A 23083-nucleotide genomic window follows, 5' to 3' on the forward strand; every position below is an offset into this window, starting at 1 on the left:
TCAAAAATCGAATGATTCAAATCAAATTACCCGATGGAAGCGTAAAGGAATTCCCTGAAAACAGTACTGCACTCGATGTGGCCCAATCAATTGGTGAGCGGCTGGCCAATGCGGTCGTGGCCGCGGAAGTGGATGGAACCATTTGTGATGCGTTTCGCCCTTTGAAAGAGATCTCGGACTCTCAAGAAATCAATCTCAAGCTGCTCACTGACCGTGATCCCGAAGCACTCGGCGTCATGCGACACTCGTGTGCTCATATTATGGCCCGCGCAGTCATGCGGCTCTGGCCCGGCATTCAGCTGGCCTTCGGCCCCACCCTGCCTCACGGCTTCTATTACGATTTTGGTCTGGAACACACCATCAGCGAAGATGACTTCCCTAAAATCGAAGAAGAGATGAAGAAGATCATCAAAGAGGAAGAACCGTTCGAACGGTTCTCACTCGATCGTGCCGAAGCCGTTTCGTTCGTGAACGAGATGGATCAGCATTCCAAAGCCGAGCACATTGAAACCGGCCTGGCCGATCATGGGCAGCTGAGCTTCTATCGACAGGGTGAATTTGTCGACCTGTGTCGTGGTCCGCATATTCCCAACGCCGGTAAAGTGAAAGCATTCAAACTGCTGTCGATTGCCGGTTCGTACTGGAAGGGCGATGCGGGCAATAAGCCGCTACAACGTCTGTATGGAACAGCCTGGTTCAGCAAGAAAGATATGAAGAAATATCTGGAACAGGTGGAAGAAGCCAAGCGCCGCGATCACCGCGTGCTGGGGAAAAAGCTGGGACTGTTTCAGATTAACCCGGAAGTTGGTCAGGGGCTCTGTCTCTGGTTGCCGAAAGGCGCCACCATTCGCGCGGTTCTGGAAGACTTCATCAAAGTGGAACTGACTCGACTCGGTTATCAGCCCGTCTATTCGCCGCACATCGGTCGCGTGGAACTGTACGAAACCAGCGGTCACTTCCCCTATTATCGCGATTCCCAATTCGCACCGCTGTTCGGCCACGATGCCGGCCAACTGGTCGATTTCTGGGTCCGCAAACTGGAAGAAGACGACCTGTCAGCCGAGGAAGAAGAAACCTTCTTCAAGTCGTCTCGCGTGATGAACTGTGATTTCGAGTTTCCTCCCGGTGCCAGCCGCGAAGAGAAGATTCAGATTCTCAAGGACTGGGAGCACAAACACGAGCGTTATCTGCTCAAACCGATGAACTGTCCGCATCATGCAGAGATGTATAAAGCGATGCCGCGCAGCTATCGGGACTTGCCGGTACGTCTGGCTGAGTTCGGCACCGTGTATCGTCACGAACAGACCGGAGAACTCAACGGCATGTTGCGGGTTCGCGGGTTGACTCAGGACGACGCGCATATTTTCTGTACTCCCGAGCAGGTCGAAGGCGAATTCAAGGCGACGCTGGAGCTGGTCAAATTCGTATTGGCGTCGGTCGGTCTGGACAATTTCCGCGTGCAGCTTTCACTGCGTGAGCCCGGCAGCGATAAATATGTCGGCAGTGAAGAGAACTGGCAGCATGCAGAAGACAGTCTTCGGAAAGTGCTCGAATCATCGGGCATGTCGTACAGCGAATGCGAAGGGGAAGCCGCGTTTTACGGTCCCAAAGCCGACTTCATGGTCTCGGACTGTATCGGCCGTGAATGGCAGCTGGGAACCGTGCAGCTCGATTACAATCTGCCGGAACGGTTTAAGCTGGAATACACGGGTTCGGATAATCAACCGCATCGTCCGGTGATGATTCACCGTGCCCCCTTCGGTTCGATGGAACGCTTCACCGGTATGTTGATTGAACATTTCGCCGGAGCGTTTCCGCTCTGGCTCGCGCCGGAACAGATTCGTGTGCTACCGGTCAGTGATAAGACACTGGATTACGCGAACGAAGTCGCCGCTCAACTGCGGCAGAACGGGTTCCGGATTTCGATCGACACGCGCAGTTCGAAGGTCAACGCGAAGATTCGCGATGCCCAGTTGGAACTGATTCCGTACATGTTCATCGTGGGCCCTAAAGAAGCCGAGCAGAACGCGGTCGCTGTGCGTGACCGCATCGACGGCGATCTGGGACCGATGCCGTTAACCGATGCGATTGCCAAGCTGAAACAGGAAGCCGATCAACGGCTCGTGCGGCAGGTGGTCGAAAGCACGTTCTCCGGCATCGAAGGACAGACGGAAAAAGCGAACGAGTATTAAGATTGCTGAAACGAAGATTTCGAAGTGTCGTGTGCCACGGCCGGCTTGTCCGGCCGTGCTGCGATCATCGGCTCGAAAAAAGCCCTGTATTAAACTATGAGGCCAGAATTTTTTTCGCCCCATATTTGTTATCTTTTAGAGTAACAGAAACCTTTCACATTCACCGTTGGACAAGCCAACGGTGCCACCCACTTTAGATACATTTCGTGTAGTTTCGTGATTTTCGTGGTAGAAAAAACACGAGCGTTTGTTGTCACCAGCGAATTGGAATCGTAGGGTGCGGACCTACGTGTCCGCCCGCCTAGCGACGTTCTATAAAAGATCACTCGTGCAAAGGAACCGGCAGAAGCTTTCGAACGGTTTCCAGCAAACACGTCAACCCCGCGGGGAGACACATGGGTCTCCCCCTACTTTTTGTGTTCTGATCACTTTGATATTTGCTCCTGATTCCGATATAAATTGAAGGAAACGAATTTGTTACTTTTTTAAAGTAAACAAATCTGCGACCAGGATGCATTCACTGTTGGACAAGCCAACAGTGCCACCCAATGATTGGACAATCCCAGAGTGGAACCCAATGCGTTGTAATGCTTCCACATTATTTCAACCTTGTTTTTGTGAGCACAACGCTATGAGCCAGGCAGTGGGACAACAGATTGAATCCGACTTTTTTGCAAAATTCCCGACGTCGGCACAAGATTACCAAAAAGCATGTGCACTGTTTCCGAGTGGTGTGACGCATGACGGCCGGTACATGAAACCGTTCCCGATTTATGTCGATCGTGCGCTGGATGCTCATAAGTATGACGTCGACGGCAACGACATTATCGACTACTGGAGTGGTCATGGAGCGCTGATTCTGGGACACAGCCATCCCGATATGGTTAAGGCGGTCCAGAATCAGGTCGCGAAGGGAACCCACTTCGGTGCATGTCACGAGATGGAACTGGAATGGGGCGATCTGGTACGTCAGCTGGTTCCCTCCTGTGAGATGCTTAGGTTCACCAGCAGTGGTACCGAAGCCACCATGATGGCACTGCGTGTGGCACGCATCGCGACCGGAAAAACAAAAGTCATCAAATTCGCAGGGCACTTTCATGGCTGGCACGATCTGCTCACCCAGGCTTCAGAGCCGCCACATGATGACAAAACTTATGCGATGCCCGGCGTCACGAATGGGGTTTCTGATGAACTCATTATCATTCGTCCCAACGATCTGGATCTGGTGGAACGAACGATCGCCGAGCATGACCCCGCCTGCCTCATCATCGAAGCAACCGGCAGTCGCTGGGGTGTCGTTCCATTAGAAGACGGATTTCTGCAGGGACTGCGCAAGCTGACGGCTGACAAAGGCGTGCTGATGATTATGGATGAAGTCATCAGCGGGTTCCGTGTCGCCCCCGGCGGCATGCAGGAAGTCTGTGGGATCGTGCCCGACCTGACATCCCTGGCGAAAATTGTCGCCGGCGGTCTGCCCGGTGGTTGTCTGGCAGGGCGTGCCGATCTGATGCAGGCAATCGCTTTTGACAATCCCTTTGGTCAGAAAATGAAACACCCGGGAACCTACAATGCGAATCCGCTTTCCGCTGCTGCGGGTATTGCGGTTCTGAAACAGGTCGCGACGGGAGAGCCTTGCCGGAAAGCGAATGAGAGTGCGGCCAAACTGCGAAAGGGCATGAACGAAGTACTCACTCGCAAGAATGTGAACTGGGTTGTCTACGGTCAGTTCTCAATTATCAAAGTCTTCCCCGGCTACGACGGGCCGCGACCCACCGATGATTCATTCGTGCCGTACAACAATGACTTTGATCGACTGGACCGCAAGCATGATGCCCAGCTGGGACACGCATTTCGTTGTGCTCTGCTGCTGAATGGCGTTGACTGGTTCGGCTGGGGCGCGATGACGACTTCAGCTCACACCGACGAAGACATTGACTTCACCATCAAAGCCTTCGAAGGTGCCATTGACGCGCTACGGAATGACGGCTTCATCGATTGAAGTAGAGTAAAAGAAACGGGAGCCTGAAACGCGTGGATGAAATCTGGAAGCCAACAGCGGAAGATCTGGAACAGGCCATTCATAAACAGCTTCCTGATCTGATTGAAACCGGATTGAAGGCGCTGTTTGTCGGCACCAACCCGGGCCTGTATTCGGCGGCGGTGGGACATCACTTTGCGCGTCCCGGCAATCGTTTCTGGCCCGCCATGTATCGGGGCAAAATTACCGAGCGGCTCTACTCACCGTTCGAGGATTATAAACTGCTCAAGCAGGGTGGTGGTCTGACGAATATTGTCAGCCGTGCTTCCAAACGGGCCGACGAACTTTCGAAAACAGAGCTCTATGAGGGGGCCGATATCCTCACCCAAAAGGTAATCCAATTCCGGCCGCAAAAAGTCGTTTTCCTGGGAATCACCTCTTATCGGAAGGCATTTCAGGAGAACCGGGCACAGATCGGCTTGCAGGAACGGACCATTGGCGAGTCAGAAGTCTGGGTGCTTCCCAACCCGAGTGGCCTGAATGCCCATTATCAGATCCCCGCTCTGGGGAAAATCTTTGCACAGATGTGGCGTTAATACTCACCCTATTCTACCTGTTTTACGAAACAGGAATTATTTCCCGCGCGAATTTTCCATTCGCTGGGAATTGATTGAATCCGACCGATTTGTCTCGACGATGAAAGTCTATAACCAGTCGGCGAAGCTGCGCAATGATTGCCGGCAATTCTGATTGAATCACGTGTGACCGTCTCCTACTGCCTGTGCAGGTTGTTCTATGAAACAAAAACCCGTCTCCCGCTGGCATCGAAGCATACTGCTGCTGGTCTGCGCTGTCTTGCTCAGTCAGCAGGGGTGTTTTCAACATCGGGAGCGGTATAATCTGGCCAGTTTCTGGGCGGATTACAACACACTCCGCGCACCGGCCATCTTCTTTGAGAAGAAGTTCCACTTTCCCTACAAGGCGAAACAGGTTTCCTATTTACACTGGCAATACGGGGTCACGCCAGGACGGAATGTAAAGTATGTCCGACCTGATCTGGTGGGAAATAATCCAGCGGCTGAAGCGGCTGCTGTTGAGCGTGTGATCAACGTGAGTGCGACAGAGGGTGCTCTGCAACCAATGATGGAACCGATGCCGGAAATGAAATCAAATTTACAAATACAAACGGATTCAAAACCAGCGGTGAATCCGAACAAAGGTATGAGCGTCGCACCACCTTCAGTAAAATTGAAACCGCACGTTCAAAAAACGCAGATCCGCAAGAACGCCCGATTCTCGGTAGAGATTATTCCACCTCCCCCTGCACCAGCAGCAAGCCCAGCTGAACCGCTCGTTCCTTGAAGTAACTCAGTTACTGTGACGATGGTCCAACACGCGGCTTAAAGACGGTGATCCAGATAAAGGGTTGTCCGCGTTCATCGATGACCAGTTTGCGGGTGAGTCCGTCCCGACCTATGGCGTTTTTAATCAGAATGCCCCAGGTCGTCCGTTTTTTAGAAACGGTGACTTTGATCTTGTCGAGATCAACCTGCTTCTTAGCGGCCTCATATTCATCGAGAATCATTGGAATGCCTGACGCCTTGGACGCGGCCATCAGCATATCTTTGAGGGGAACATTAATGAGTTGGACTGGAATCAATTCGAAATACCGCGGAGCCGTCTTCTGGCGGGATTCTTTCAAGTCCCAGCCGATGGGCCAGGGCTGGGTGGTCGACTCCCAGGGTGAGATCAACAGCTCCAATGAGCCGGATGGCGTGCGCAAGGGATGAAAGGCGAGCCCATACTGCTTGAGGGCAATCGCCAACGCAGTTCCTTTCGCGAGCTTGCCTAGATCGGCCGAGACGGTTTGATTACCGGCATCGCCTGCGATCCGTTTCTGCGCATCGACATCAAACCGCACCGGCAGTGATTTGGAAAAGTCGAGTTTACTGATGGCGGCTTTCAGCGTCAGTCCCTGCACATTGGCGGGGGACGGTTGAGAGAGTTCCGTGAAAACCGTTTTAAACTGTGCTTGTGAGAGCCCCCATAGCGGTTTGCTTTCGGGTGATCCCTGTGCACCAAAAGTTTTGAGTTCATTGATCCACTCTTTAAGTCTTGCCAGTTCGCTACGAGAGAATTCATGCCCGGGAAAATGAATCTCGCCGTTGCGGTCGAGGGTGCCCGTCAAACGAACTTCGCGTAAGGTGCCTCTCAGGTCTTCTTCGATCTTGGGTTTATCATCGAGCACAGCCCGCCGGGTCCGCACGGAAATATTCAGATCGCGAAAGACGCGGCCCCACTGCTGGGCATACAGGGCCGAACTGGTGGTTTCTGTGAGCAGCGTGACCGTGACCGTGGTTTTAATCGGTGCTCCCTTCGGAGCCGATGATTTTGGAACGGTCAACTGGGCCTGTAGATTCTGGTTTTCTGTGTGAATGAAAATGAGCAGAAGACAGAAGCAGAGGAAATGTTTCATAATTTTTTGCGCTGTTAATGAGAGGAACGTTCTCACTGGCAGCACTGTCGGACCAGCCGACAGTGGCACCCGCGAGTCTGAGATTGATGCTGGTTTGAGTATAACAGATGGGGTTTACTATGATGAGACCAAAGTTAATTTTATAATTGTACCTTAATCATGAGCTGTAGCATGTCGACACGTTCTCTTCGCTGCAGACGGAATCCTGTCAACCGCTCCCAAAGATTGTTGAGTGATTCCACTGGCGCAATAAAAAGCAACCCGCATCCATTTGGATCCGGGTTGCTCAGGAGTTAGAATTTCAAAGTCAGTCAATTATTGATTGATCTGGCTTTTCACTTTTTCCAGTTCCTGCTTCGCTTTCTCAAGTCTCTTTTCGGCTTCAGTCACGTCTTTCTTCTCTGCTGCCAGGGTTTCTTCTGCATCTTTCAATGCTTCCTGGGCATCCTTTTTATCAGACTCGCTGGTTTTTTCCAGTTTCGTCTTCGCAGCAGCAACAGCCGCTTCCGCCTGAATCACCTCTTCTTTTTCCTGTTTCAGAGCCTTCGTCGATTCAGTTACTTCTGCAGTGGCATTCTTCAAAGCAGCGGCTTTCGTTTCTGCCAGATTTTTTCTGGCTTCTTCAACACGTTCGGCGGCTTCTTTTTTCGCTTCCTCTACGTCTTCTGCTTTCGCTTTTTTTGCCTCGGCAAGTGCGGCATTCAATTCACGTTTCGCTTCAACAACATCTCGCTGTTCTTCGCGAAGGTCTTCCACACTTTCACCGTCTCGAAGTGACTCCTGCACATCTTTCATTTCTTCTTTGATGTCTTCGGTCCCCATGCGCCGCGTTTCATGAATCTGAGCGGTTCCGTCATTGTGGGCTTGCGCAATTTCCTGCTGACCTTCCTGTTTTGCTTCATCTACATTCTTACGCGCCTGCTCGACAGATTCCGAATTTGACTGACATCCGACGAGAACGAATGCAGCCAGGGCCGATGCCGAACTCAGTTTTAAAAATGACATGTTTCTCTCCTCTTTGTTTGTTCTACGTTTTGGGTCACACACGTCTTGTACCAAGACTGGTCCCGATTTTCTGAAACAGTAACTTACGATTGACTCAATTATGTTTTCTTCTGCCACGTTTCTCGCCTGACAGTAATTCACCAACAAACTCAAAATCGGAAGAGTTGATTCACAGAGTGACAATCAAGAAAGAAATGGCCTTGTATTCTAATATGTTTAATTTTTGCGGTTGCCTTCTTTTGCCTGTCTTGACTCTGGGCCAAATCAACTCTCTTCACGACTTTGATTTGATAGCAGACTATGATGCAGGTTCCGTGCCAGTCGGTTTCTCATCATCAACAACTGAGTTAAACCGCTTTAAAACAGCGGTATTTTTTGATTTTAAAAATCAGAAGACTGCTGAAGTCGAATTCACAGCGGCCGATAAGCATCCAAGCGGGTCGGTGAGCGCGCGGAACAGTATCGGAATCAACTTCGTACATTGTCATGCAATCCACATCCTTATCGCGGGCAGCCACATGGGGCTGCCTCTACGCTACGATTCCTGAGGATGTAACCTTGCCTTTAATACAGGTTTTTCTTCAACACATCGAGCGGGTAGATGGTGTCGCGCCAGCGGACGCCACCGTTTTTGAGGGTGATCCAGGCGGAGCGCCAGATGGCGAAGGCGAGGGCCAGGGAGGCGAAGAACAGGAAGGGTGTGACGCGGATCCCGGAAGCAAACAGGACCCCGATGACGGCGTAGCAGAGATGTAACAGGACCACCGTTATCAAGAAGCCAATTGATTGTGAAAGCGGGAACAGGAACGGCATCACAAATGAGGCAAGGAAAAACAGGACGTAGAGCATCGTGGCCAGCGAGAGTTTGATCACGGAATAGTGAAACGAGGCGAACGAATTTTTCTCGACGCCGGTGATCACGCCCCAGGCGGAAGGCTGCCAGCGGACTTTGAGTTCTTCAATACCCAGATAAAAATCCTGTCGATAACCGTGGTTTTTGAGTAGTTTGCCAAGCTTGATATCGTCCAGTACGTCCAGCTTAATCGCAGCGTGGCCGCCGATTTTCTGATAGACGTCTGTCCGAATCAGGTTAAACGCCCCAATACCGAGGTAGGCGAAGTTCCAGCGGGTAGGCACCAGCCAGAGAAACGTCCCCCCCGTCAACAGAAAGCCGAAGAAGGTGATGAACGCCATTTCAATCAATCCGCCACGTGCCAGTTGTGGCAACAGACAGAGATGGTCGAGTTTGTTGTGCAGGAGAATACGGGTCGCACTTGTGATCGCGTTCTTATCAAAGATGATGTCGCCGTCGGTAAACAACAGCAGTTCGCCATTCGCGCATTGGGCGCCTTGATACATGGCGTGCGACTTTCCCAGCCAGTCAGAGGGTAGTTCTTCGATGTGTACCACCTGCATCGATGCCTGATCCTGAGCTGCCGCTTCACGGGCGACACGTTCCATGATCATGCCGGTTTCGTCGTTAGAACGGTCATTGACGGCGATGATTTCCAGGCGAGGATAATCGCAAGCCAATAGAGAATTGAGCGTCACTTCGATCGTTTCCGCTTCGTCTTTAGCAGGGACGATCACCGAGATCATCGGCCATGCCGTGGGGATCTCCGTATGAGGCACACAACGGGAAATACGCTTGCGAATCATCATCACTAGCGAAGGGGCCAGGAGGACGATCCAGAAGACGATCGTTGCATACCCCCAGTAGGTGATGATCAATGCCTGCATTGCAGATGAGTTCCTTTGATTATTCGAATCGGGATGCGAGCCGATCGGTGACCATCGAACCGATGCGGAGCGACGATGTAGCAGCAGGTGAAGGCGCATTGAGAACGTTGATCATGCGGTCTGATTCATCGATCAGAAAATCATCGATCAAATTACCGTCGGGGCCGAGAGCCTGCGCGCGGACGCCGGCGGGAGCGGTTTCCAGATCTTCGGCTTGAATCTCGGGAATCAGCCGCTGTAGTTCTTTGACGAATGCGGGTTTGCTGAACGACCGCCACATCTCTTTCAGCCCCGTTTTCCAGTATTTGAAGGCCATCTTCAGGAAGCCGGGATATGTAGCCGATTCGAGCAGATCGCGGACATTGATCTGACGGTTCGTATAACCTTCGCGGGCAAAAGCCCAAACAGCGTTAGGGCCACATTCAACACCGCCGTGAATCATTTTTGTAAAATGCACGCCGAGGAACGGGAACTCGGGATTGGGCACGGGATAAATCAAAGCGCGGCAGAGATGCTCTGCTTCCGGCTTGAGTTCATAATATTCACCACGAAAGGGAACAATTTTGCAGGCGGGGTGAGAACCGCCCATGCGGGCGACGCGGTCGCTGAACAGGCCGCTGCAGTTGATGACCTGTTTCGCAGAATAGTCGCCCTGCTTCGTTTGGATGGTAATGTGATCGCTGTGATGCTGGATGCCGATGACTTCGGTGCCGGTGAGGAGCCGGTTGTCTTTTTCCTGAATGCGTTCGGCGAGTCGGGCGGAAACCTGTTTGTAATCGACAATACCGGTCTCCGGAACATGGATGCCGCGAATGCCGGCAACGTGCGGTTCCAATTCTTTGAGCCGTGCTTCGTCGATCATTTCACAAGTGACGCCGTTTTGCTGCCCGCGTGAAAAGATTGTATCAAGTGCCGGGAATTCGCTTTCATTGATGGCGGCAATGACTTTCCCGCATTGATCCCAGGGAATTTCTTCCGCATCGCAGAAGGCTTCCATGGCAAGTTTGCCTTCGCGGCAGTTGGTGGCTCTTAAGGAACCAGGTTTATAATAGATACCCGAATGCAGCACGCCTGAGTTGTGGCCGGTCTGATGCTGGGCAACCTGTTTTTCTTTTTCGAGAAGTAAAATGGATTTGTGGGGAAACCGCTGGGTAATTTGCCAGCCGGTGGCCAGGCCGACGATTCCCCCGCCAATTATTGCGACATCTACCGTTTTCATGGATGACTTCTATACTCAAATGGTCCGCAGGTTCTTATACTCAGACAGCATGACATCATTCACAGAGTCTCTCTCACCTTCAGTGATACCATAACTTAGCAGGATCAAGGTTACAGGAAAACAATGGTTGAGCAAGTTCGCAATTATTTAGAAGAACATCAGGATCGGTTTGTCAGTGAGCTGGTTGATTTTTTGAAAATTCCCAGCGTGAGTGCCGACTCCACTTTGAATTCGGAAACCAGACGGGGCGCCGAGTTTGTCTTGAAGCAACTCGAAGCAGCGGGCATTGAAAGCCGTTTCGTTGAAACAGCCGGGCATCCAATTGTGTATGGTGCCTGGAAAAAAGCGGCCAATAAGCCGACGGTCCTGGTTTACGGTCATTATGATGTGCAGCCCCCCGATCCGCTGGACCAGTGGAAAACGCCCCCTTTTGAACCCGATATTCGTGACGGACATATTTATGCCCGCGGTGCGACCGACGACAAAGGGCAGATGTATACTCACATCAAATCGGTGGAAGCGTGGATGAAAACCCACGGAGAACTGCCGGTAAACGTGGTCTTCGTGATTGAAGGCGAAGAAGAAGTCGGCAGTGATAACCTCGATCGATTTCTTGCAGAAAACAAAGACCTGGTCGCGAGCGACATCGCAGTGATCAGCGATACCAGTCAGTATGCACCGGGCATTCCCGCGATCACCTACGGCTTGCGGGGCATTCTGGCGTGTGAAGTCATCGTCAACGGTCCCAGTCAAGACCTGCATAGCGGCGTATTTGGCGGTGCGGTAACCAACCCGGGCAATGGGCTGGCGAAGATGGTGGCGGCTCTACACGATGATCAGGGACGGGTACAGATTCCCGGTTTTTATGACGGCGTGATTGAACTCACACAGGAAGAGCGGGATCAGTTTGCCGCACTGCCCTTCGATGAAGCCAAATTCATGAACGCTCTGGGCGTGAATGCGGTCGCCGGTGAAACCGGGTTTACGACACTCGAACGTCGCTGGGCACGGCCGACCTGTGATGTGAACGGGATGATTTCCGGCTATACCGGAGAAGGCCCCAAGACAATTGTACCGGCACAGGCCCGCGTAAAGATCACTTGCCGCCTGGTACCCGATCAGGATCCGGCTGCGTTGACGAAAGCACTCGAACAGTTTCTCCGCGAACAATTGCCGCCAGGCTTAACGATGGAATTCATCGACTATCATGGCTGCCGGGCACTGGTGTTTGATTTTCATAGTCCGTATATGAGTGCCGCCCGCACTGCCATCGAACAGGCATTCGGAGCAGCTCCGGTGATGATTCGCGAAGGGGGTTCGATTCCGGTTGTCGAAACGTTTCAATCTCTAGTTGGGGTGGAGACATTGCTGCTGGGGTGGGGACAGAACACCGACAACCTGCACAGCCCGAATGAACGCTTTTCACTCGAAGCCTTTCGACAGGGAACTCTGGCCAGTGCCCTGCTCTGGCAGGAACTGTCGGAGATTCAGGTTTAATTGCTGGTTGAGATCCTGCTGAATGTGAACGATTTTTGTTCTTACAGAGTCACTTCACGAATCCACTGATCACTCCGCTCGTTTCGCAGACTTCCTGGTTTGCGATCTGTTGAATCATCCATCATTTCCGGGTACTCAATAAAGATGGCCGCCAGCAATCGCTCCTGCTTGGGAATGCCCAGATAATTGAACATCTCGGGGCCTCCCAGCTTACCACCACTGGACCAGTAATTTCCCATACCGTGGGCGGTCAACATCAGTAACAAATTCTGAACCATGGAGGAAGCCGCAGCCAGGTGTTCTTCGTCACGTGCGCGTTGTGTTTCACGGTCACTTTTGGATGCGTTCTGTGCTTCCAGGTCATAAAACTCCGGTAACCAGGTCACCAGGACCAGCGCACTGCAAGCGGCTGCCAACCGGGGTCCTTTCGAGGTCACGCCTAACTCATCGCGCAGGTAAATCGCAGCTTGTTGTGCTTCTTCATGCCATAAAACATGGGCGCGCCACGGTTCCGCTAAGCCATCGACTTTTCGCGGATAGTGAAAGGGAGCCCAACCCGCGGTCTTAATCGACTGGAGTACGATTTCTCGATTGCGTTCCGCGACATCGGCGGGAACAGGACGATGTGCTTCAATATCACAGAGCACTTTTTCCGTCCTGCGTGCTCGAATGATGGATTCTACAGTCTCGGGTATCGATGGATCGGGCATCGTTGGTCCTTCAAGTCTCTTCACCAGACAAAGCTGGCGTTTGTTTTTTCGAATAGATACTTACAGTGCTAGATGATCAATGTGCGTTGAACGTGTATTTGACAGAAAGTTGATTGAAAAGTACAGCGTGGTGATTTCGATTCGTTGTTGAGAATCGATGCGCCGAAGGTGGGAATGTGATGTAGGAGCGGGTCTATGTGGCCACCCGCCTGGTGAGGTTCGAAAAAGTTAACCAATCGATGGGACGAAAATTACGGTTCAAACTGTCTAACCCAAAAACACGTCGATCTCGCGGGGAGACACATGGGTCTCCCCCTACTTTTTAATGTTGATCGAACGTTTCCACACTCACAGTTGAGCAAGCCAACAGTGGCATACAACGTCTATTTAGATATCGGGTTAATCAGACGAGTTCGGGCATGGCTTTGTACTGGTTATTGTCAACCAGATAACGCGGGCGTCCCTGGAGGTCGGTGACGGTGGTGGTTTCGACGTCGATGCCCAGATTGTGATACAGGGTGGCAAAGACTTCCTGGAAATGCACGGGACGGTCTTCTGCGTATTCACCCAGTCGGTTGGTGGAACCGATGACCTTACCGGTTTTCATGCCCCCCCCTGCGAGCAATGCAGTGGAAACACGAGGCCAGTGATCGCGGCCTGAGTTCGCATTGATTTTGGGGGTTCGACCAAATTCGCCCCAGACAACGACGGTAACGTCGTCGAGCATGCCGCGATGTTCGAGGTCTTCGACGAGGGCCGTGACACCCTGATCCAGCATCGGCATGTCTTCGCGACCGCGTTTGAAGTTTCCGCCATGCCAGTCCCAGCGACTGAAGGCAAGTGTCACACAACGGGCACCGGCTTCAATCAGACGGCGGGCGGTGAGGAAATCATCGAGAAGTTTCGGTCCACCATCGGCGCGAAGCTGTTTGGTTCCCCGGCCATAACGATCGCGAAGCTGTTGATCTTCTTTGGAAAGATCGAGCGCGTCGGCGAGTTTGCTGGACGTGAGAATTCCAAACGCCTGCTGCGTAAAGGAGTCGAGGCCTTCCATCATGCCAGAAGCATCGACGTTACTACGGAACTGATCGAGCGAGCGGAGTACGTTTTTGCGGTCATCAAGCCGGTCCAGAGAAATCCCATTCAGCGTCATGTCAGCCATGCCTTCACCGTTCGGTCGAAACGGTGCGTGTGCCAGCCCCAGAAAGCCGGGGTCTCCTGCACGAGCCCATTCCATGTGCCCCATCTTGGGAGACAGGCCGAGGAACGGGGGAATCGATGGATCGACAACGCCGTATTTCTTAGAAAGAACCGAGCCTAAGCTGGGCCATCCCCCCAGAGGCTGATTATTGAAACGCTGACCTGTCAGACATTGAAAGGCGTCGTGTCGCCCATCCGAACCGACCATGGAACGAATGAAGGCAAACTTGTCGGCCATTTGTGCCATGCGTGGAAACTGATCACCGATTTCAATGCCGGAAACGTTGGTTTGGATTGCGTTGAATTCACCACGAATTTCGCTGGGGGCATCCACTTTAATATCCCACATATCCTGGTGGGGTGGACCTCCCGGCAGGAAGATCATAATGATGCCTTTATGTTGTTTGCGTTTCGGAGCTGCTGCTTCTGCCTGCAGGATTTGAGGAAGCGACATGCCGCCTAAAGCGAGACCACCGATTGAGAGAAAGTTTCTACGAGTAATCTGATCACAAAACTTACTTTTTTGAGAACCCAGGATATTCAACATCGTGTCAGGTCTCCAAATTCAAAACGGTGGGAAGAGTGATGGTGGGCGAGACTGGCAGAATCCATCCTTCTGTGAGAATCTGAACAGCCTTATCATTAAAATATCGGCGAACCTTAATATTATAGTATAGACGTTTTTTATTGGAAATCCAGCGCAGATTGCAAGACATGAACGATTTGTTCAGTAAAAGAACCCGTTCCAGACAGGTCCAAACGCGGCAAAACAGGGAGTAAATCCCCATTGGGGGCCGAATACGGAGCGCCTAGCCAGGCAATCAGTGTGGGTTCTTCTGCCTGGGGAACTTTTTCGGTTAATTCCCAACAGGTAAAGACGACATCGGGATACTGCGCTTTGAGGCCGTCAATCAGTGCTGCTGCCTCGTCAGGAGGAAGACCTGCGATAGAAAAAACAAACGGCCGTTTCAGTAAACGCTGCCGGAGTTGTTTGATCGTGATTTGTTTCTGTGGATGCAGAACATCGGCGGCGATTTCAGTTAACGGATCGAGCACGAAGCGACGGTACCAGAAGGCAGGATGGGGGATGAGCAAACCCGCTGATTCAAGAATGAGCTGGTCGTACAGCAGCAGATCCAGATCGAGCGTACGGGCACTCCAGCGGACTTCGCGAACGCGGCCCATTTCCGTTTCGACCGCTTGCAATTCTGCCAGCAATGCTTCCGGTGAGAGACTGGTGGAAAGATGCGCGGCCCCGTTGAGGAAGGTGGCATCGGTTTGGCTGCCGACGGGCGCGGTTTCAACCCATTGGCTTGTCTCTATCAGTGCGATTTCAGGATGCTGATTCAGACGCTCCAATGCCTGGGAGAATGTTTCCCGGACATTTCCCTGATTTCCTCCCAACGCGATATAGCAGTCTGGCATAGCCGTTCCGTGAGACTGAAGAAAAGTGTGTTTCGTACTCGATTTCATTGCGTGATTGCAGTGTAGTCAATCAGGGGAGAAGTGCAAATCTAGCAGGCGCGATTGGGGAAGCGGGAGCTGGATGTCTGTCGCACGATAAAGAATGGGAGGGCGGACAGAAAAGAGGCTTAGCCGTGGTTTTGTAATTCCGTCGTCGCATTTTCGAATAAGGCGTTCGTCTTCGTTCCGACAGCGGCGATGGCAGCAAGACAGACCATCACAATGGCAGCCAGCATCACTGCGTATTCGACTGCGGTGGGACCATCTTCTTCAATGAGCAATCTTTTTAGAAATTGCATTTCAACAACCCTTACGACAAATGGCAGTCTGAATTTGCCTGTCTGGAAAAGAATGAGTGGTGAATAGACGAAATCTCTTCAAGAGAGCGCACTCCGACTCCCTTTAGATAAATCTATCTCACGTTTGACAAGGAGATCCGTAAAAACTGGAAAAGTTGTCCTAAATTTGGAAATTTGCGGATCAGATACCGGTATTTTCCAAGGGAATTAGAAGGATTGACGGTTGGGAGTCTGTTCAGACTGGCATATTCGACGGTCCCCTGTCACAATAAGCAGAACAGATTTTCTCCGGCTGTCGATCCCTGTTTGGTCAGGAACAGTCAGGAGTTAGGTTTATGCGAATTGTTTCGCTTATTCCCATTTTTTGAACTTTATTGGATAGGATACCATTGTTATGGCCAAAGAAGAGGCCATTGAAGTCGAAGGTACAGTGACAGAGGCACTGGCGAATACTCAATTTCGAGTAGAACTGGAAAACGGGCATCAGGTCCTGGCGCACGTTGCCGGCAAAATGCGAAAGCACTTCATTCGTATTGTTCCTGGTGACAAAGTTGTGGTCGAAGTATCACCCTATGACCTGAACCGAGGACGAATCGTCTATCGAGAAAGATAGACTGCGTTTTCTGATCCCGTCTCGTTTCTTGAACCCGCAGCAGGATGAATCACCCCTTGAGTAAAGTTCCCTGCGTTTGCAGTTCGACCTGAATTCACTTTAGATTCATACTCTTTTCCCGTCAGACTTGCGCCTGAAGCATTATGCCCGATTCATCAGAGAAACCGGAAAGTCTTCCGTTTGTGCAAATCTTTACGGATGGCGCCTGTCGGGGAAATCCGGGGCCCGGAGGCTGGGGCGTGATTCTGCGACATCCCTCGACGGGAACGGAAAAAGAGTTTTCGGGCGGCGAAACGGTCACGACGAATAATCAAATGGAGTTGCAGGCTGTGATTTCCGGCCTGGAGCTTTTAAAACGCCGCTCGCGCGTCGAGATCGTTACGGATAGTGTCTATGTAGCGAAAGGCTCCCTGGAGTGGATGCCTAACTGGAAGAAAAATAACTGGCGCCGACGGGAAGGCAAGAGCTGGAAGCCCGTCAAAAACGAAGAATTGTGGCGAGAACTGGATGCGCTACTGGAGCAGCATGAAGTGAAATTCACCACAATTAAAGGTCATAGCGGTCATCCCGAAAATGAGCGCTGTGATGAACTGGCTGTCGAATATGCTTTGAAACTGCAGAGTCAGTCTGATTGATCAACCCCGGGTTCTGAAATGCGATGACCGAATCCCCTTTGGAAACTCCCGTTCAATTTCTTAATGGAGTGGGTCCGGAACGCGCGGAAGTACTCTCCAAAATCGGGATTCAGACCGTGGAAGATGTCCTGTGGCATCTGCCGCGCAGCGTACTTGACCTGACTGATGTCCGCCCGGTCAATGAACTGGAAGATGACCAGCCCGCTTCGGTCTGCGGAAAAGTAGTTGATCTGGATGCCCGTACGATTTCCCGGGGTCGCACGATCACCTCCATTCTACTGGATTGCGGAACCGGTTTTCTCAAAGGAACCTGGTTCAATCAGCCTTGGGTTATCAAACGCTTCTTTCAAGGCCAGTTTCTGATGTTTTCAGGCAAGGCCAAGCGTCGCTCAGGTAAGTGGGAAATGTCGCATCCGCAGTACCAGGCACTGGAAGAAGATCTGGATGACCCGCAAGGTTTGATTCTGCCAAAGTACAGTCTGACCGAAGGCATCAAGATGTATCAGATGCGGCGGATGGTACGTGCGGCCGTCGATGAATATGCGCATCTGATTCCCGATTATCTGCCGGAAGCGTTTCGCGAAGAACACTCTCTGATACCGTTATCCCAAGCGGTAATTCAGATGCACAAGCCACAGACTATGGAAGAATATCACGCCGGCGTGCATCGTGTCATCTTTGATGATCTACTGGAATTTCAACTGGGACTGGCGATGCGTCGGCGGATGTGGACGTGTGTGGATAATGCGCCACTGCTCAAAGTGACTGCGAAAATCGATGCTCGAATTCGACGACTGTTTCCTTATGAGTTCACCGAAGGGCAGAATCAGGTCGTGAAAGAGATCAGTGCCGACTTGGGTTCGGGTCGTGCGATGCATCGGATGCTGCAGGCGGATGTCGGTGCCGGTAAAACAGCGATCGCGATTTATGCGATGCTGGCCACGATTGCCGGCGGTTATCAGGCAGTGCTGATGGCGCCGACCGAGTTACTGGCGGTACAGCATTGGGAGACGATCAATACGATATTGAAACACAGCCGGGTCGAGCGATGTATTCTCAGCGGTAGCCTTTCAGCCGCTGAGCGGAAAACCACGTTGGAACAGATTGCAACCGGTCAAAAGCAACTGATCATCGGAACTCAAGCGGTCGTTCAGAAGGACGTGAAATATCATGATCTGGGTCTGGTGATTATTGACGAACAGCATAAGTTTGGTGTAATGCAGAGAGCGCATTTCACCAGCGACGAAAATACGCCGCACATGCTGGTAATGACGGCCACGCCGATTCCCCGCAGCCTGTGCCTGACTCAGTTTGGAGAGCTGGATATTTCGGTGAACTCGGAACTTCCGCCGGGACGACAGCCAGTCATGACCAGCCGTGTGAGTACAACGCCACAGAGGAAAAAGGCGTGGGAGTTTTTGCGGGCTCAAATTGCAGCAGGGCGACAGGCCTATATTGTTTGTCCGAGAATCGATTCGGAGGATGAGCAGAACATTCGCTCCAGCGCAGAAGAAGTCTATCGCAAGCTGCAGAAAAGCGAGTTGTCTTCCGCCTTGATTGGCCTGGTGCATGGACAGATGGATCGCGAAGAACGTGCTCAGATCATGAATGCATTTCATCGCGGCAGCATTCAAGTGCTGGTCTCCACCACGGTGGTTGAAGTGGGTGTTGACGTTCCTAACGCAACGTTAATGGTGATCCTCCAAGCCGACCGTTTTGGTTTGTCACAGCTGCATCAGTTACGGGGTCGTGTCGGACGCGGCGTGCATCGTGGTCATTGTTTTCTCTTCTCCTATACCGAAAGTGAAGACGCTTTAAAACGACTGGCGGTGATGGAGCAGACGACCGATGGCTTCGAAATTGCGGAAGCGGATTTCCAGGCACGAGGTCCAGGCGACATCTTTGGTACCCGTCAGCATGGAGAACTCCCTCTGCGGGTGGCTGACTTGAGACGTGATGAAGCAATCTTACAGGAAACACGAGAGGTGTCGCTACGCCTGGTAGAAACGGGGGCATTCGATCAACCACGGTTTGCCCCTTTAAAAATTCGGGTGCTGGATCGATTTGGTCAGCTGATGGATCTGGGACAAAGCGGTTAAGTTCATTTCCAGTATTCCCCGTCAGGTCCAGACACGATTGGAAAACCAGGCGGCCATTGCGCCGCAGGTGATCACCGGAAACCAGGCAGCCTGATCGGGAGTAATAATCCGGGCTGTCCCCAGATAAAAGAAGCACTGCGAAATCGCAAACAGGCTCCCCATAACGCAGGAACAGATGGCGATATTTAAGATTTGGCTACGACTCTCTTTCCGCAGCACAAACGGAATCGACATCATGACAGCAATCAGGTTCATAAAAGGTCGGGTCAAGCGGGAATGCAGGTCGAGCGTCTGCTTGCGAATTGAAAGATCACTGAAAGAGGGATTATTAATGCGAGCAATTAATTCGGGCGTCGAAATCAAAGCACTGGTATTGCGGTTACAGAGTTGATCGCAGCCGACATCTGTCACGATAAAAATATCATTGGGATTTGTGCCAGTGAGAATCATTTCTTTCGCAAACTCAGCGATTTCCAGTTCTGCATAGTTAGGTCTGGCATCTTTAAGTAACCAGCCTCCTGGACTGTCCAGAGTTCCAGGCTGATAAAAGGCTTCACTGGCTTTGACAGTCACAAAGTCATGTACTGTCGGCTTTGACAATACAAACTCGGCATTCACCATTTTTTTATCAGTGAGATAGAGTTCCTGTCCGTTAATCATAATCCGAGTGCTGAAATCATAGACGGGTTCAACAAACTGAGAACTACTTCCCAAATCGCCGCGTTCTGCCTGAACCTTATCCGCAATGTTGGGGATCAAGAGCTCCTGATTTGCGACAATAAAGCAATTGACCACGATCGTTGCCAAAGCGAGCGGAATCGCAAGTCGATACGTTGGAATTCCCGCCGAAAGAACCGGGTTCAGCTCTCCATGCCGAACCATCAGCGAAAACACGACAACTCCAGAGAGGACCGTCAGGATCGGGCTGACCATATCAAAGAAGATGCTGGACTGAAATGTATAGTATTCCAGCATGATCATCAGCAGGCTGGTTGAAGAATCATCTTTAATGCCCGCCTGAAAGCCATCAATATTCGTAAATCCATCGAATACGACATAGAGTCCGTAGGTAGCGATGAACCCAATGATGAACACATGAAAATAGCGTTTTAATAAATAACGGTCGAAGGTAGTAAACACGTTTCCCAATCGCTGACTGTGGCTGATCAATCAACCCATAATGAAGATGCGGAAAAACAGGGGCGCGTATTACATAGGAATCAAACAGATCGGTCAATATCAGGAAGCCATAAAGAAGACGACACCCCACTGAACATGCGACCCATAAGTCGTATCAGCAAAATTTGAATTAAACGAGTGGCGTTTAGCCGAAATTGATCAGAATCGTAAATTCTGATCCCCCCATAAGTATTTAGATATTATTAACTTGTGTAGATTTTTTGAATTTTAAAAGTTTCCAACTCTCGACATTTAATTCACGTATTGAATAATAATCACGGAGGCATTTGATTTAAAATCTAGCAATGTTTCTAATAACTTAAGCTCATTTAAAAGCTATGTTTGATAAAAGCCCACTTTTGAATTTGCTTGCCGAAAATGATTTTTATGAGGGGAAATGAGCGTGGTCCGAAAAGACGCAATAATCCGGTTGCATCAGCAACTGTTGAATCGACGAGATGAGCTTAAAAAGCTGGTGAGCGACAGTTCAGAAGGATCTTCTGCCAGCCGCTCTACAGTAGAAGATAGTGGTGATGCCGCCTTGCGTGAAACACGTCAGGGGCTGGAATCGCACTTGGCGGAAATCGAATATAAAGAATTGATGCAGATTCGCCGTGCGATCTCATTGATCCAGGAAGGTCGCTATGGTCATTGCGAGAACTGCAATAAAAATATTCCGATTGCGCGGCTTAAGGCGGTTCCATATACGATGTTTTGTGTCGATTGTGCACAACAGCGCGAATCAATGGGCTTAACCAATCATGATCTTGCTAGCGATTGGGAAAACGCCTACGAGTACGAAGGACGTCTTAACGATCAAGAAGTCAGAATTCACGATTTAGATCTCGAAAAATAATCTCTCCCTCCGATAATAAACGACAGAGGGTCCCAGCGACTTGATTGCGTTTATTCATCTCTCCACAAACGACATTCCCTCATAGCTGATTCGATCTCTGGAGAGCCTCAGCGCAATCAATCTGGTTTCCCTGCGTATTACATGAAATCAGCTTTGCAACTGACTTCATGTAATCAAATCGTCCGGCAGTTGGCGAAGGATTGCCTTTTTAGCCGTAGCTAGAAATAGCTGGTATGCAAAAGGTTCCTGAGTCACGCTGAGAGATTTGCAATATGAAAAACCGATACTCGCTTTTGCTCGTGCTTGCACTTATTGCTTCTGCTTCTCTATGGAATACCTGCTTTGAGTCTCCTCTGAACTCAAAGCAACTGGAAGCGAAAGTTCCTTCACAGAGTAACCGACGTCAACAGCATTCTGCGATATTTGGACACTCTTCTCTACACGATGGCAGTAAGCATCTGGCCAAGATCGCAAAACTGGCCACCCCGAGTGTAGTGCATATTCAATGCGAGCGTCAGACTCCACGCGGTGCCGTGGAAGAGACCGGCTCCGGCGTAATTGTGCGTGGCGAAGGTGCTCCTGGTTTGTATATCGTGACGAACAGACACGTCGTCCGTGACTCGAATGGACGTTCGATTTCGATTCAACTGCACGATGGTCGCGTGATTCACCCCGAGCGGAAGTGGGAAGACAAAGACACCGATTTAGCAATTTTGAAAATCAGCGTCAAAGACCTGACCCCGGCAGACTGGGGCGACAGCGACAAGCTTGATATCGGACACATGGTTTTGGCGATGGGAAGCCCGTTTGGTTTAAGCGAATCGGTGACGCTGGGAATCATCAGCGCCAAGGGACGCCGTTCGCTTCAATTAGGCAGTGGTTCGGAAGTTCTTAATCAAAACTTTTTACAGACCGATGCTGCAATCAATCCTGGTAACAGTGGTGGCCCCCTGATTGACCTGGAAGGGAAGATCATCGGGATCAATACGGCGATCGCTTCCAACAGTGGAGGCAATGATGGTATCGGTTTCAGTATTCCCAGTAAGCTGGTACGACACGTCTTTAATCAGCTTGTCAAATACGGTCAGGTGTATCGGGCTTACCTCGGCGTTCAGCTCGACCCCGAATTCAGCGTCGCAACAGCGGGACGATTAAAAATGGACCGTGTCAGAGGTGCTCGCGTTGTGAAAGTGATTTCAAACACGCCCGCTTCTCGTGCAAATTTGAAATATGATGATGTCATCCTGAGTTTCGGCGGAATTGATGTTCTGGATCAGAATCACTTGATCAACCTGGTCAGCCTGACTGCCATCGACAACAGAGTCAGCGTGGTTTTGCTCCGAAATGGCCGCAAAGTGAATGTGATGGTCGAACTGGCTAACAGACAAATTCTTGACGAACTGGAGCGGAAGCAAAAAGAATCTCAACAATCTTCACGACGCTTCAGAACTCCGGCGGAACCGATGAGTTTCCAGAAAGTCAAGTATTCCGAAGCGCAGGATATCCTGACAGGCCTACAACTCTACGGCATGAACGAAGATCTCGCCGACCAGTTGGGATTTGAGAAATCACAGTCGGGATTACTGGTGATGAATGTAGACCAACAGAGTTCGCTTCATGGCGTTGTTGGTTTATATGACGTCATCGAAGAAGTCGCCGGGACTCCCGTGCGAAATCTGAGTGAATTCCGTCAGGTCTTAAGCCAGAATCAAACGCGGAATAATCTGGTACTCAAGATTTCCAACGGCAAGCAGGGAAAACCGCATCATCAGCTCGTCATCTGGCAGAGGAAGTAATCCAACTTCTCTGCGGCCCCTCTGAGACGGAATCTAGTACAACAGCTGGATTCCAGAGAAATGATCAGCGTACAAACTACTTGAAACAAGGTTCGTTGTCCCAATTGGGTTCTGCTTCAACGAAA

General features: G+C 51.0%; 20 protein-coding genes. 11 read left to right on the forward strand and 9 right to left on the reverse strand.

All coding sequences use genetic code 11. The features are described 5' to 3' along the window. The first annotated feature begins 11 nt into the window (after positions 1-11). From thrS to Enr17x_RS20930, 4 genes are all read left to right on the forward strand, one after another. The gene (thrS, locus tag Enr17x_RS20915; RefSeq protein ID WP_198000713.1) at positions 12-2192 is read left to right on the forward strand and encodes a threonine--tRNA ligase; all 2181 of its coding nucleotides are present in this window, start codon (positions 12-14) and stop codon (positions 2190-2192) included. 631 nt (positions 2193-2823) lie between these two features. Next, positions 2824-4191: an aspartate aminotransferase family protein gene (locus Enr17x_RS20920; protein ID WP_145311648.1), complete on the forward strand. Its 1368-nt coding sequence runs from the start codon at positions 2824-2826 to the stop codon at positions 4189-4191. Between the two features lie 32 nt (positions 4192-4223). Further along, the gene (gene mug, locus Enr17x_RS20925; protein ID WP_145311649.1) at positions 4224-4766 is read left to right on the forward strand and encodes a G/U mismatch-specific DNA glycosylase; all 543 of its coding nucleotides are present in this window, start codon (positions 4224-4226) and stop codon (positions 4764-4766) included. A 199-nt stretch (positions 4767-4965) separates the two neighbouring features. Beyond that, a complete protein-coding gene (locus Enr17x_RS20930) occupies positions 4966-5532 on the forward strand; it encodes a hypothetical protein (RefSeq protein ID WP_145311650.1) in 567 nt (188 codons plus the stop codon). A gap of 10 nt (positions 5533-5542) precedes the next feature. Here the strand turns inward: Enr17x_RS20930 and Enr17x_RS20935 are convergent, their stop codons facing one another. Both Enr17x_RS20935 and Enr17x_RS20940 read right to left on the reverse strand, forming a co-directional pair. Next, on the reverse strand, positions 5543-6646 hold the full coding sequence (locus Enr17x_RS20935) for a hypothetical protein (protein ID WP_145311651.1): 1104 nt from the start codon (positions 6644-6646) through the stop codon (positions 5543-5545). A gap of 315 nt (positions 6647-6961) precedes the next feature. Beyond that, positions 6962-7651, reverse strand: a complete 690-nt coding sequence (locus Enr17x_RS20940; RefSeq protein WP_145311652.1) for a coiled-coil domain-containing protein — start codon at positions 7649-7651, stop codon at positions 6962-6964. 176 nt (positions 7652-7827) lie between these two features. Here Enr17x_RS20940 and Enr17x_RS20945 point away from each other — a divergent pair, with 176 nt between their 5' ends. Further along, positions 7828-8199, forward strand: a complete 372-nt coding sequence (locus tag Enr17x_RS20945; RefSeq protein WP_145311653.1) for a hypothetical protein — start codon at positions 7828-7830, stop codon at positions 8197-8199. Between the two features lie 16 nt (positions 8200-8215). On the opposite strand, the gene Enr17x_RS20950 is transcribed toward Enr17x_RS20945, so the two are convergent. Together Enr17x_RS20950 and lhgO are read right to left on the reverse strand one after the other, a co-directional pair. Next, positions 8216-9391 (reverse strand): glycosyltransferase, encoded by a 1176-nt coding sequence (locus Enr17x_RS20950; protein WP_198000714.1) that lies wholly within the window; start codon positions 9389-9391, stop codon positions 8216-8218. Positions 9392-9410: 19 nt separating this feature from the next. Then, positions 9411-10610, reverse strand: coding sequence for an L-2-hydroxyglutarate oxidase (gene lhgO / locus Enr17x_RS20955; RefSeq protein ID WP_145311655.1), 1200 nt, complete (start codon positions 10608-10610; stop codon positions 9411-9413). 123 nt (positions 10611-10733) lie between these two features. On the opposite strand from lhgO, the gene Enr17x_RS20960 reads away from it, so the two are divergent. Then, entirely contained in the window at positions 10734-12107 is a 1374-nt protein-coding gene (locus Enr17x_RS20960; protein ID WP_145311656.1) for a dipeptidase, read from the forward strand. 41 nt (positions 12108-12148) lie between these two features. On the opposite strand, the gene Enr17x_RS20965 is transcribed toward Enr17x_RS20960, so the two are convergent. The 4 genes from Enr17x_RS20965 to Enr17x_RS20980 all read right to left on the reverse strand — a co-directional run bounded on the left by Enr17x_RS20965 (position 12149) and on the right by Enr17x_RS20980 (position 15780). After that, positions 12149-12817, reverse strand: a complete 669-nt coding sequence (locus Enr17x_RS20965; protein WP_145311657.1) for a nitroreductase family protein — start codon at positions 12815-12817, stop codon at positions 12149-12151. 403 nt (positions 12818-13220) lie between these two features. Further along, positions 13221-14564, reverse strand: coding sequence for a DUF1501 domain-containing protein (locus Enr17x_RS20970; RefSeq protein WP_145311658.1), 1344 nt, complete (start codon positions 14562-14564; stop codon positions 13221-13223). Between the two features lie 137 nt (positions 14565-14701). Further along, complete coding sequence (gene folK / locus Enr17x_RS20975) at positions 14702-15442, reverse strand: 2-amino-4-hydroxy-6-hydroxymethyldihydropteridine diphosphokinase (protein WP_198000715.1); 741 nt, start codon at positions 15440-15442, stop codon at positions 14702-14704. 167 nt (positions 15443-15609) lie between these two features. Continuing rightward, the gene (locus tag Enr17x_RS20980; protein WP_145311660.1) at positions 15610-15780 is read right to left on the reverse strand and encodes a Flp family type IVb pilin; all 171 of its coding nucleotides are present in this window, start codon (positions 15778-15780) and stop codon (positions 15610-15612) included. A 394-nt stretch (positions 15781-16174) separates the two neighbouring features. Here Enr17x_RS20980 and infA point away from each other — a divergent pair, with 394 nt between their 5' ends. From infA to recG, 3 genes are all read left to right on the forward strand, one after another. After that, entirely contained in the window at positions 16175-16393 is a 219-nt protein-coding gene (infA, locus tag Enr17x_RS20985; RefSeq protein WP_002643979.1) for a translation initiation factor IF-1, read from the forward strand. Between the two features lie 143 nt (positions 16394-16536). Continuing rightward, positions 16537-17028 carry a ribonuclease HI gene (gene rnhA, locus Enr17x_RS20990; protein WP_145311661.1) on the forward strand — a complete coding sequence of 164 codons (492 nt, stop codon included), beginning with the start codon at positions 16537-16539 and terminating at the stop codon, positions 17026-17028. A gap of 23 nt (positions 17029-17051) precedes the next feature. Then, positions 17052-19127 (forward strand): ATP-dependent DNA helicase RecG, encoded by a 2076-nt coding sequence (gene recG / locus Enr17x_RS20995; RefSeq protein WP_145311662.1) that lies wholly within the window; start codon positions 17052-17054, stop codon positions 19125-19127. 21 nt (positions 19128-19148) lie between these two features. On the opposite strand, the gene Enr17x_RS21000 is transcribed toward recG, so the two are convergent. Continuing rightward, positions 19149-20267, reverse strand: a complete 1119-nt coding sequence (locus Enr17x_RS21000) for an LptF/LptG family permease (protein WP_198000716.1) — start codon at positions 20265-20267, stop codon at positions 19149-19151. A 442-nt stretch (positions 20268-20709) separates the two neighbouring features. On the opposite strand from Enr17x_RS21000, the gene Enr17x_RS21005 reads away from it, so the two are divergent. Together Enr17x_RS21005 and Enr17x_RS21010 are read left to right on the forward strand one after the other, a co-directional pair. Then, complete coding sequence (locus Enr17x_RS21005) at positions 20710-21162, forward strand: TraR/DksA family transcriptional regulator (protein WP_198000717.1); 453 nt, start codon at positions 20710-20712, stop codon at positions 21160-21162. 272 nt (positions 21163-21434) lie between these two features. Further along, complete coding sequence (locus tag Enr17x_RS21010; RefSeq protein ID WP_145311665.1) at positions 21435-22958, forward strand: trypsin-like peptidase domain-containing protein; 1524 nt, start codon at positions 21435-21437, stop codon at positions 22956-22958. Positions 22959-23083 lie beyond the last annotated feature (125 nt).

Origin of the sequence: Gimesia fumaroli, from assembly GCF_007754425.1 — a bacterium.
GTDB lineage: Bacteria > Planctomycetota > Planctomycetia > Planctomycetales > Planctomycetaceae > Gimesia > Gimesia fumaroli.

Coding starts and splice junctions, on each gene's coding strand:
- thrS (WP_198000713.1), top strand. CDS start 12: ATGATTCAAATCAAATTACCCGATGGAAGCGTAAAGGAATTCCCTGAA.
- Enr17x_RS20920 (WP_145311648.1), top strand. CDS start 2,824: ATGAGCCAGGCAGTGGGACAACAGATTGAATCCGACTTTTTTGCAAAA.
- Enr17x_RS20930 (WP_145311650.1), top strand. CDS start 4,966: ATGAAACAAAAACCCGTCTCCCGCTGGCATCGAAGCATACTGCTGCTG.
- Enr17x_RS20935 (WP_145311651.1), bottom strand. CDS start 6,646: ATGAAACATTTCCTCTGCTTCTGTCTTCTGCTCATTTTCATTCACACA.
- Enr17x_RS20940 (WP_145311652.1), bottom strand. CDS start 7,651: ATGTCATTTTTAAAACTGAGTTCGGCATCGGCCCTGGCTGCATTCGTT.
- Enr17x_RS20950 (WP_198000714.1), bottom strand. CDS start 9,391: ATGCAGGCATTGATCATCACCTACTGGGGGTATGCAACGATCGTCTTC.
- lhgO (WP_145311655.1), bottom strand. CDS start 10,610: ATGAAAACGGTAGATGTCGCAATAATTGGCGGGGGAATCGTCGGCCTG.
- Enr17x_RS20960 (WP_145311656.1), top strand. CDS start 10,734: ATGGTTGAGCAAGTTCGCAATTATTTAGAAGAACATCAGGATCGGTTT.
- Enr17x_RS20965 (WP_145311657.1), bottom strand. CDS start 12,817: ATGCCCGATCCATCGATACCCGAGACTGTAGAATCCATCATTCGAGCA.
- Enr17x_RS20970 (WP_145311658.1), bottom strand. CDS start 14,564: ATGTTGAATATCCTGGGTTCTCAAAAAAGTAAGTTTTGTGATCAGATT.
- folK (WP_198000715.1), bottom strand. CDS start 15,442: ATGCCAGACTGCTATATCGCGTTGGGAGGAAATCAGGGAAATGTCCGG.
- Enr17x_RS20980 (WP_145311660.1), bottom strand. CDS start 15,780: ATGCAATTTCTAAAAAGATTGCTCATTGAAGAAGATGGTCCCACCGCA.
- infA (WP_002643979.1), top strand. CDS start 16,175: ATGGCCAAAGAAGAGGCCATTGAAGTCGAAGGTACAGTGACAGAGGCA.
- rnhA (WP_145311661.1), top strand. CDS start 16,537: ATGCCCGATTCATCAGAGAAACCGGAAAGTCTTCCGTTTGTGCAAATC.
- recG (WP_145311662.1), top strand. CDS start 17,052: ATGACCGAATCCCCTTTGGAAACTCCCGTTCAATTTCTTAATGGAGTG.
- Enr17x_RS21010 (WP_145311665.1), top strand. CDS start 21,435: ATGAAAAACCGATACTCGCTTTTGCTCGTGCTTGCACTTATTGCTTCT.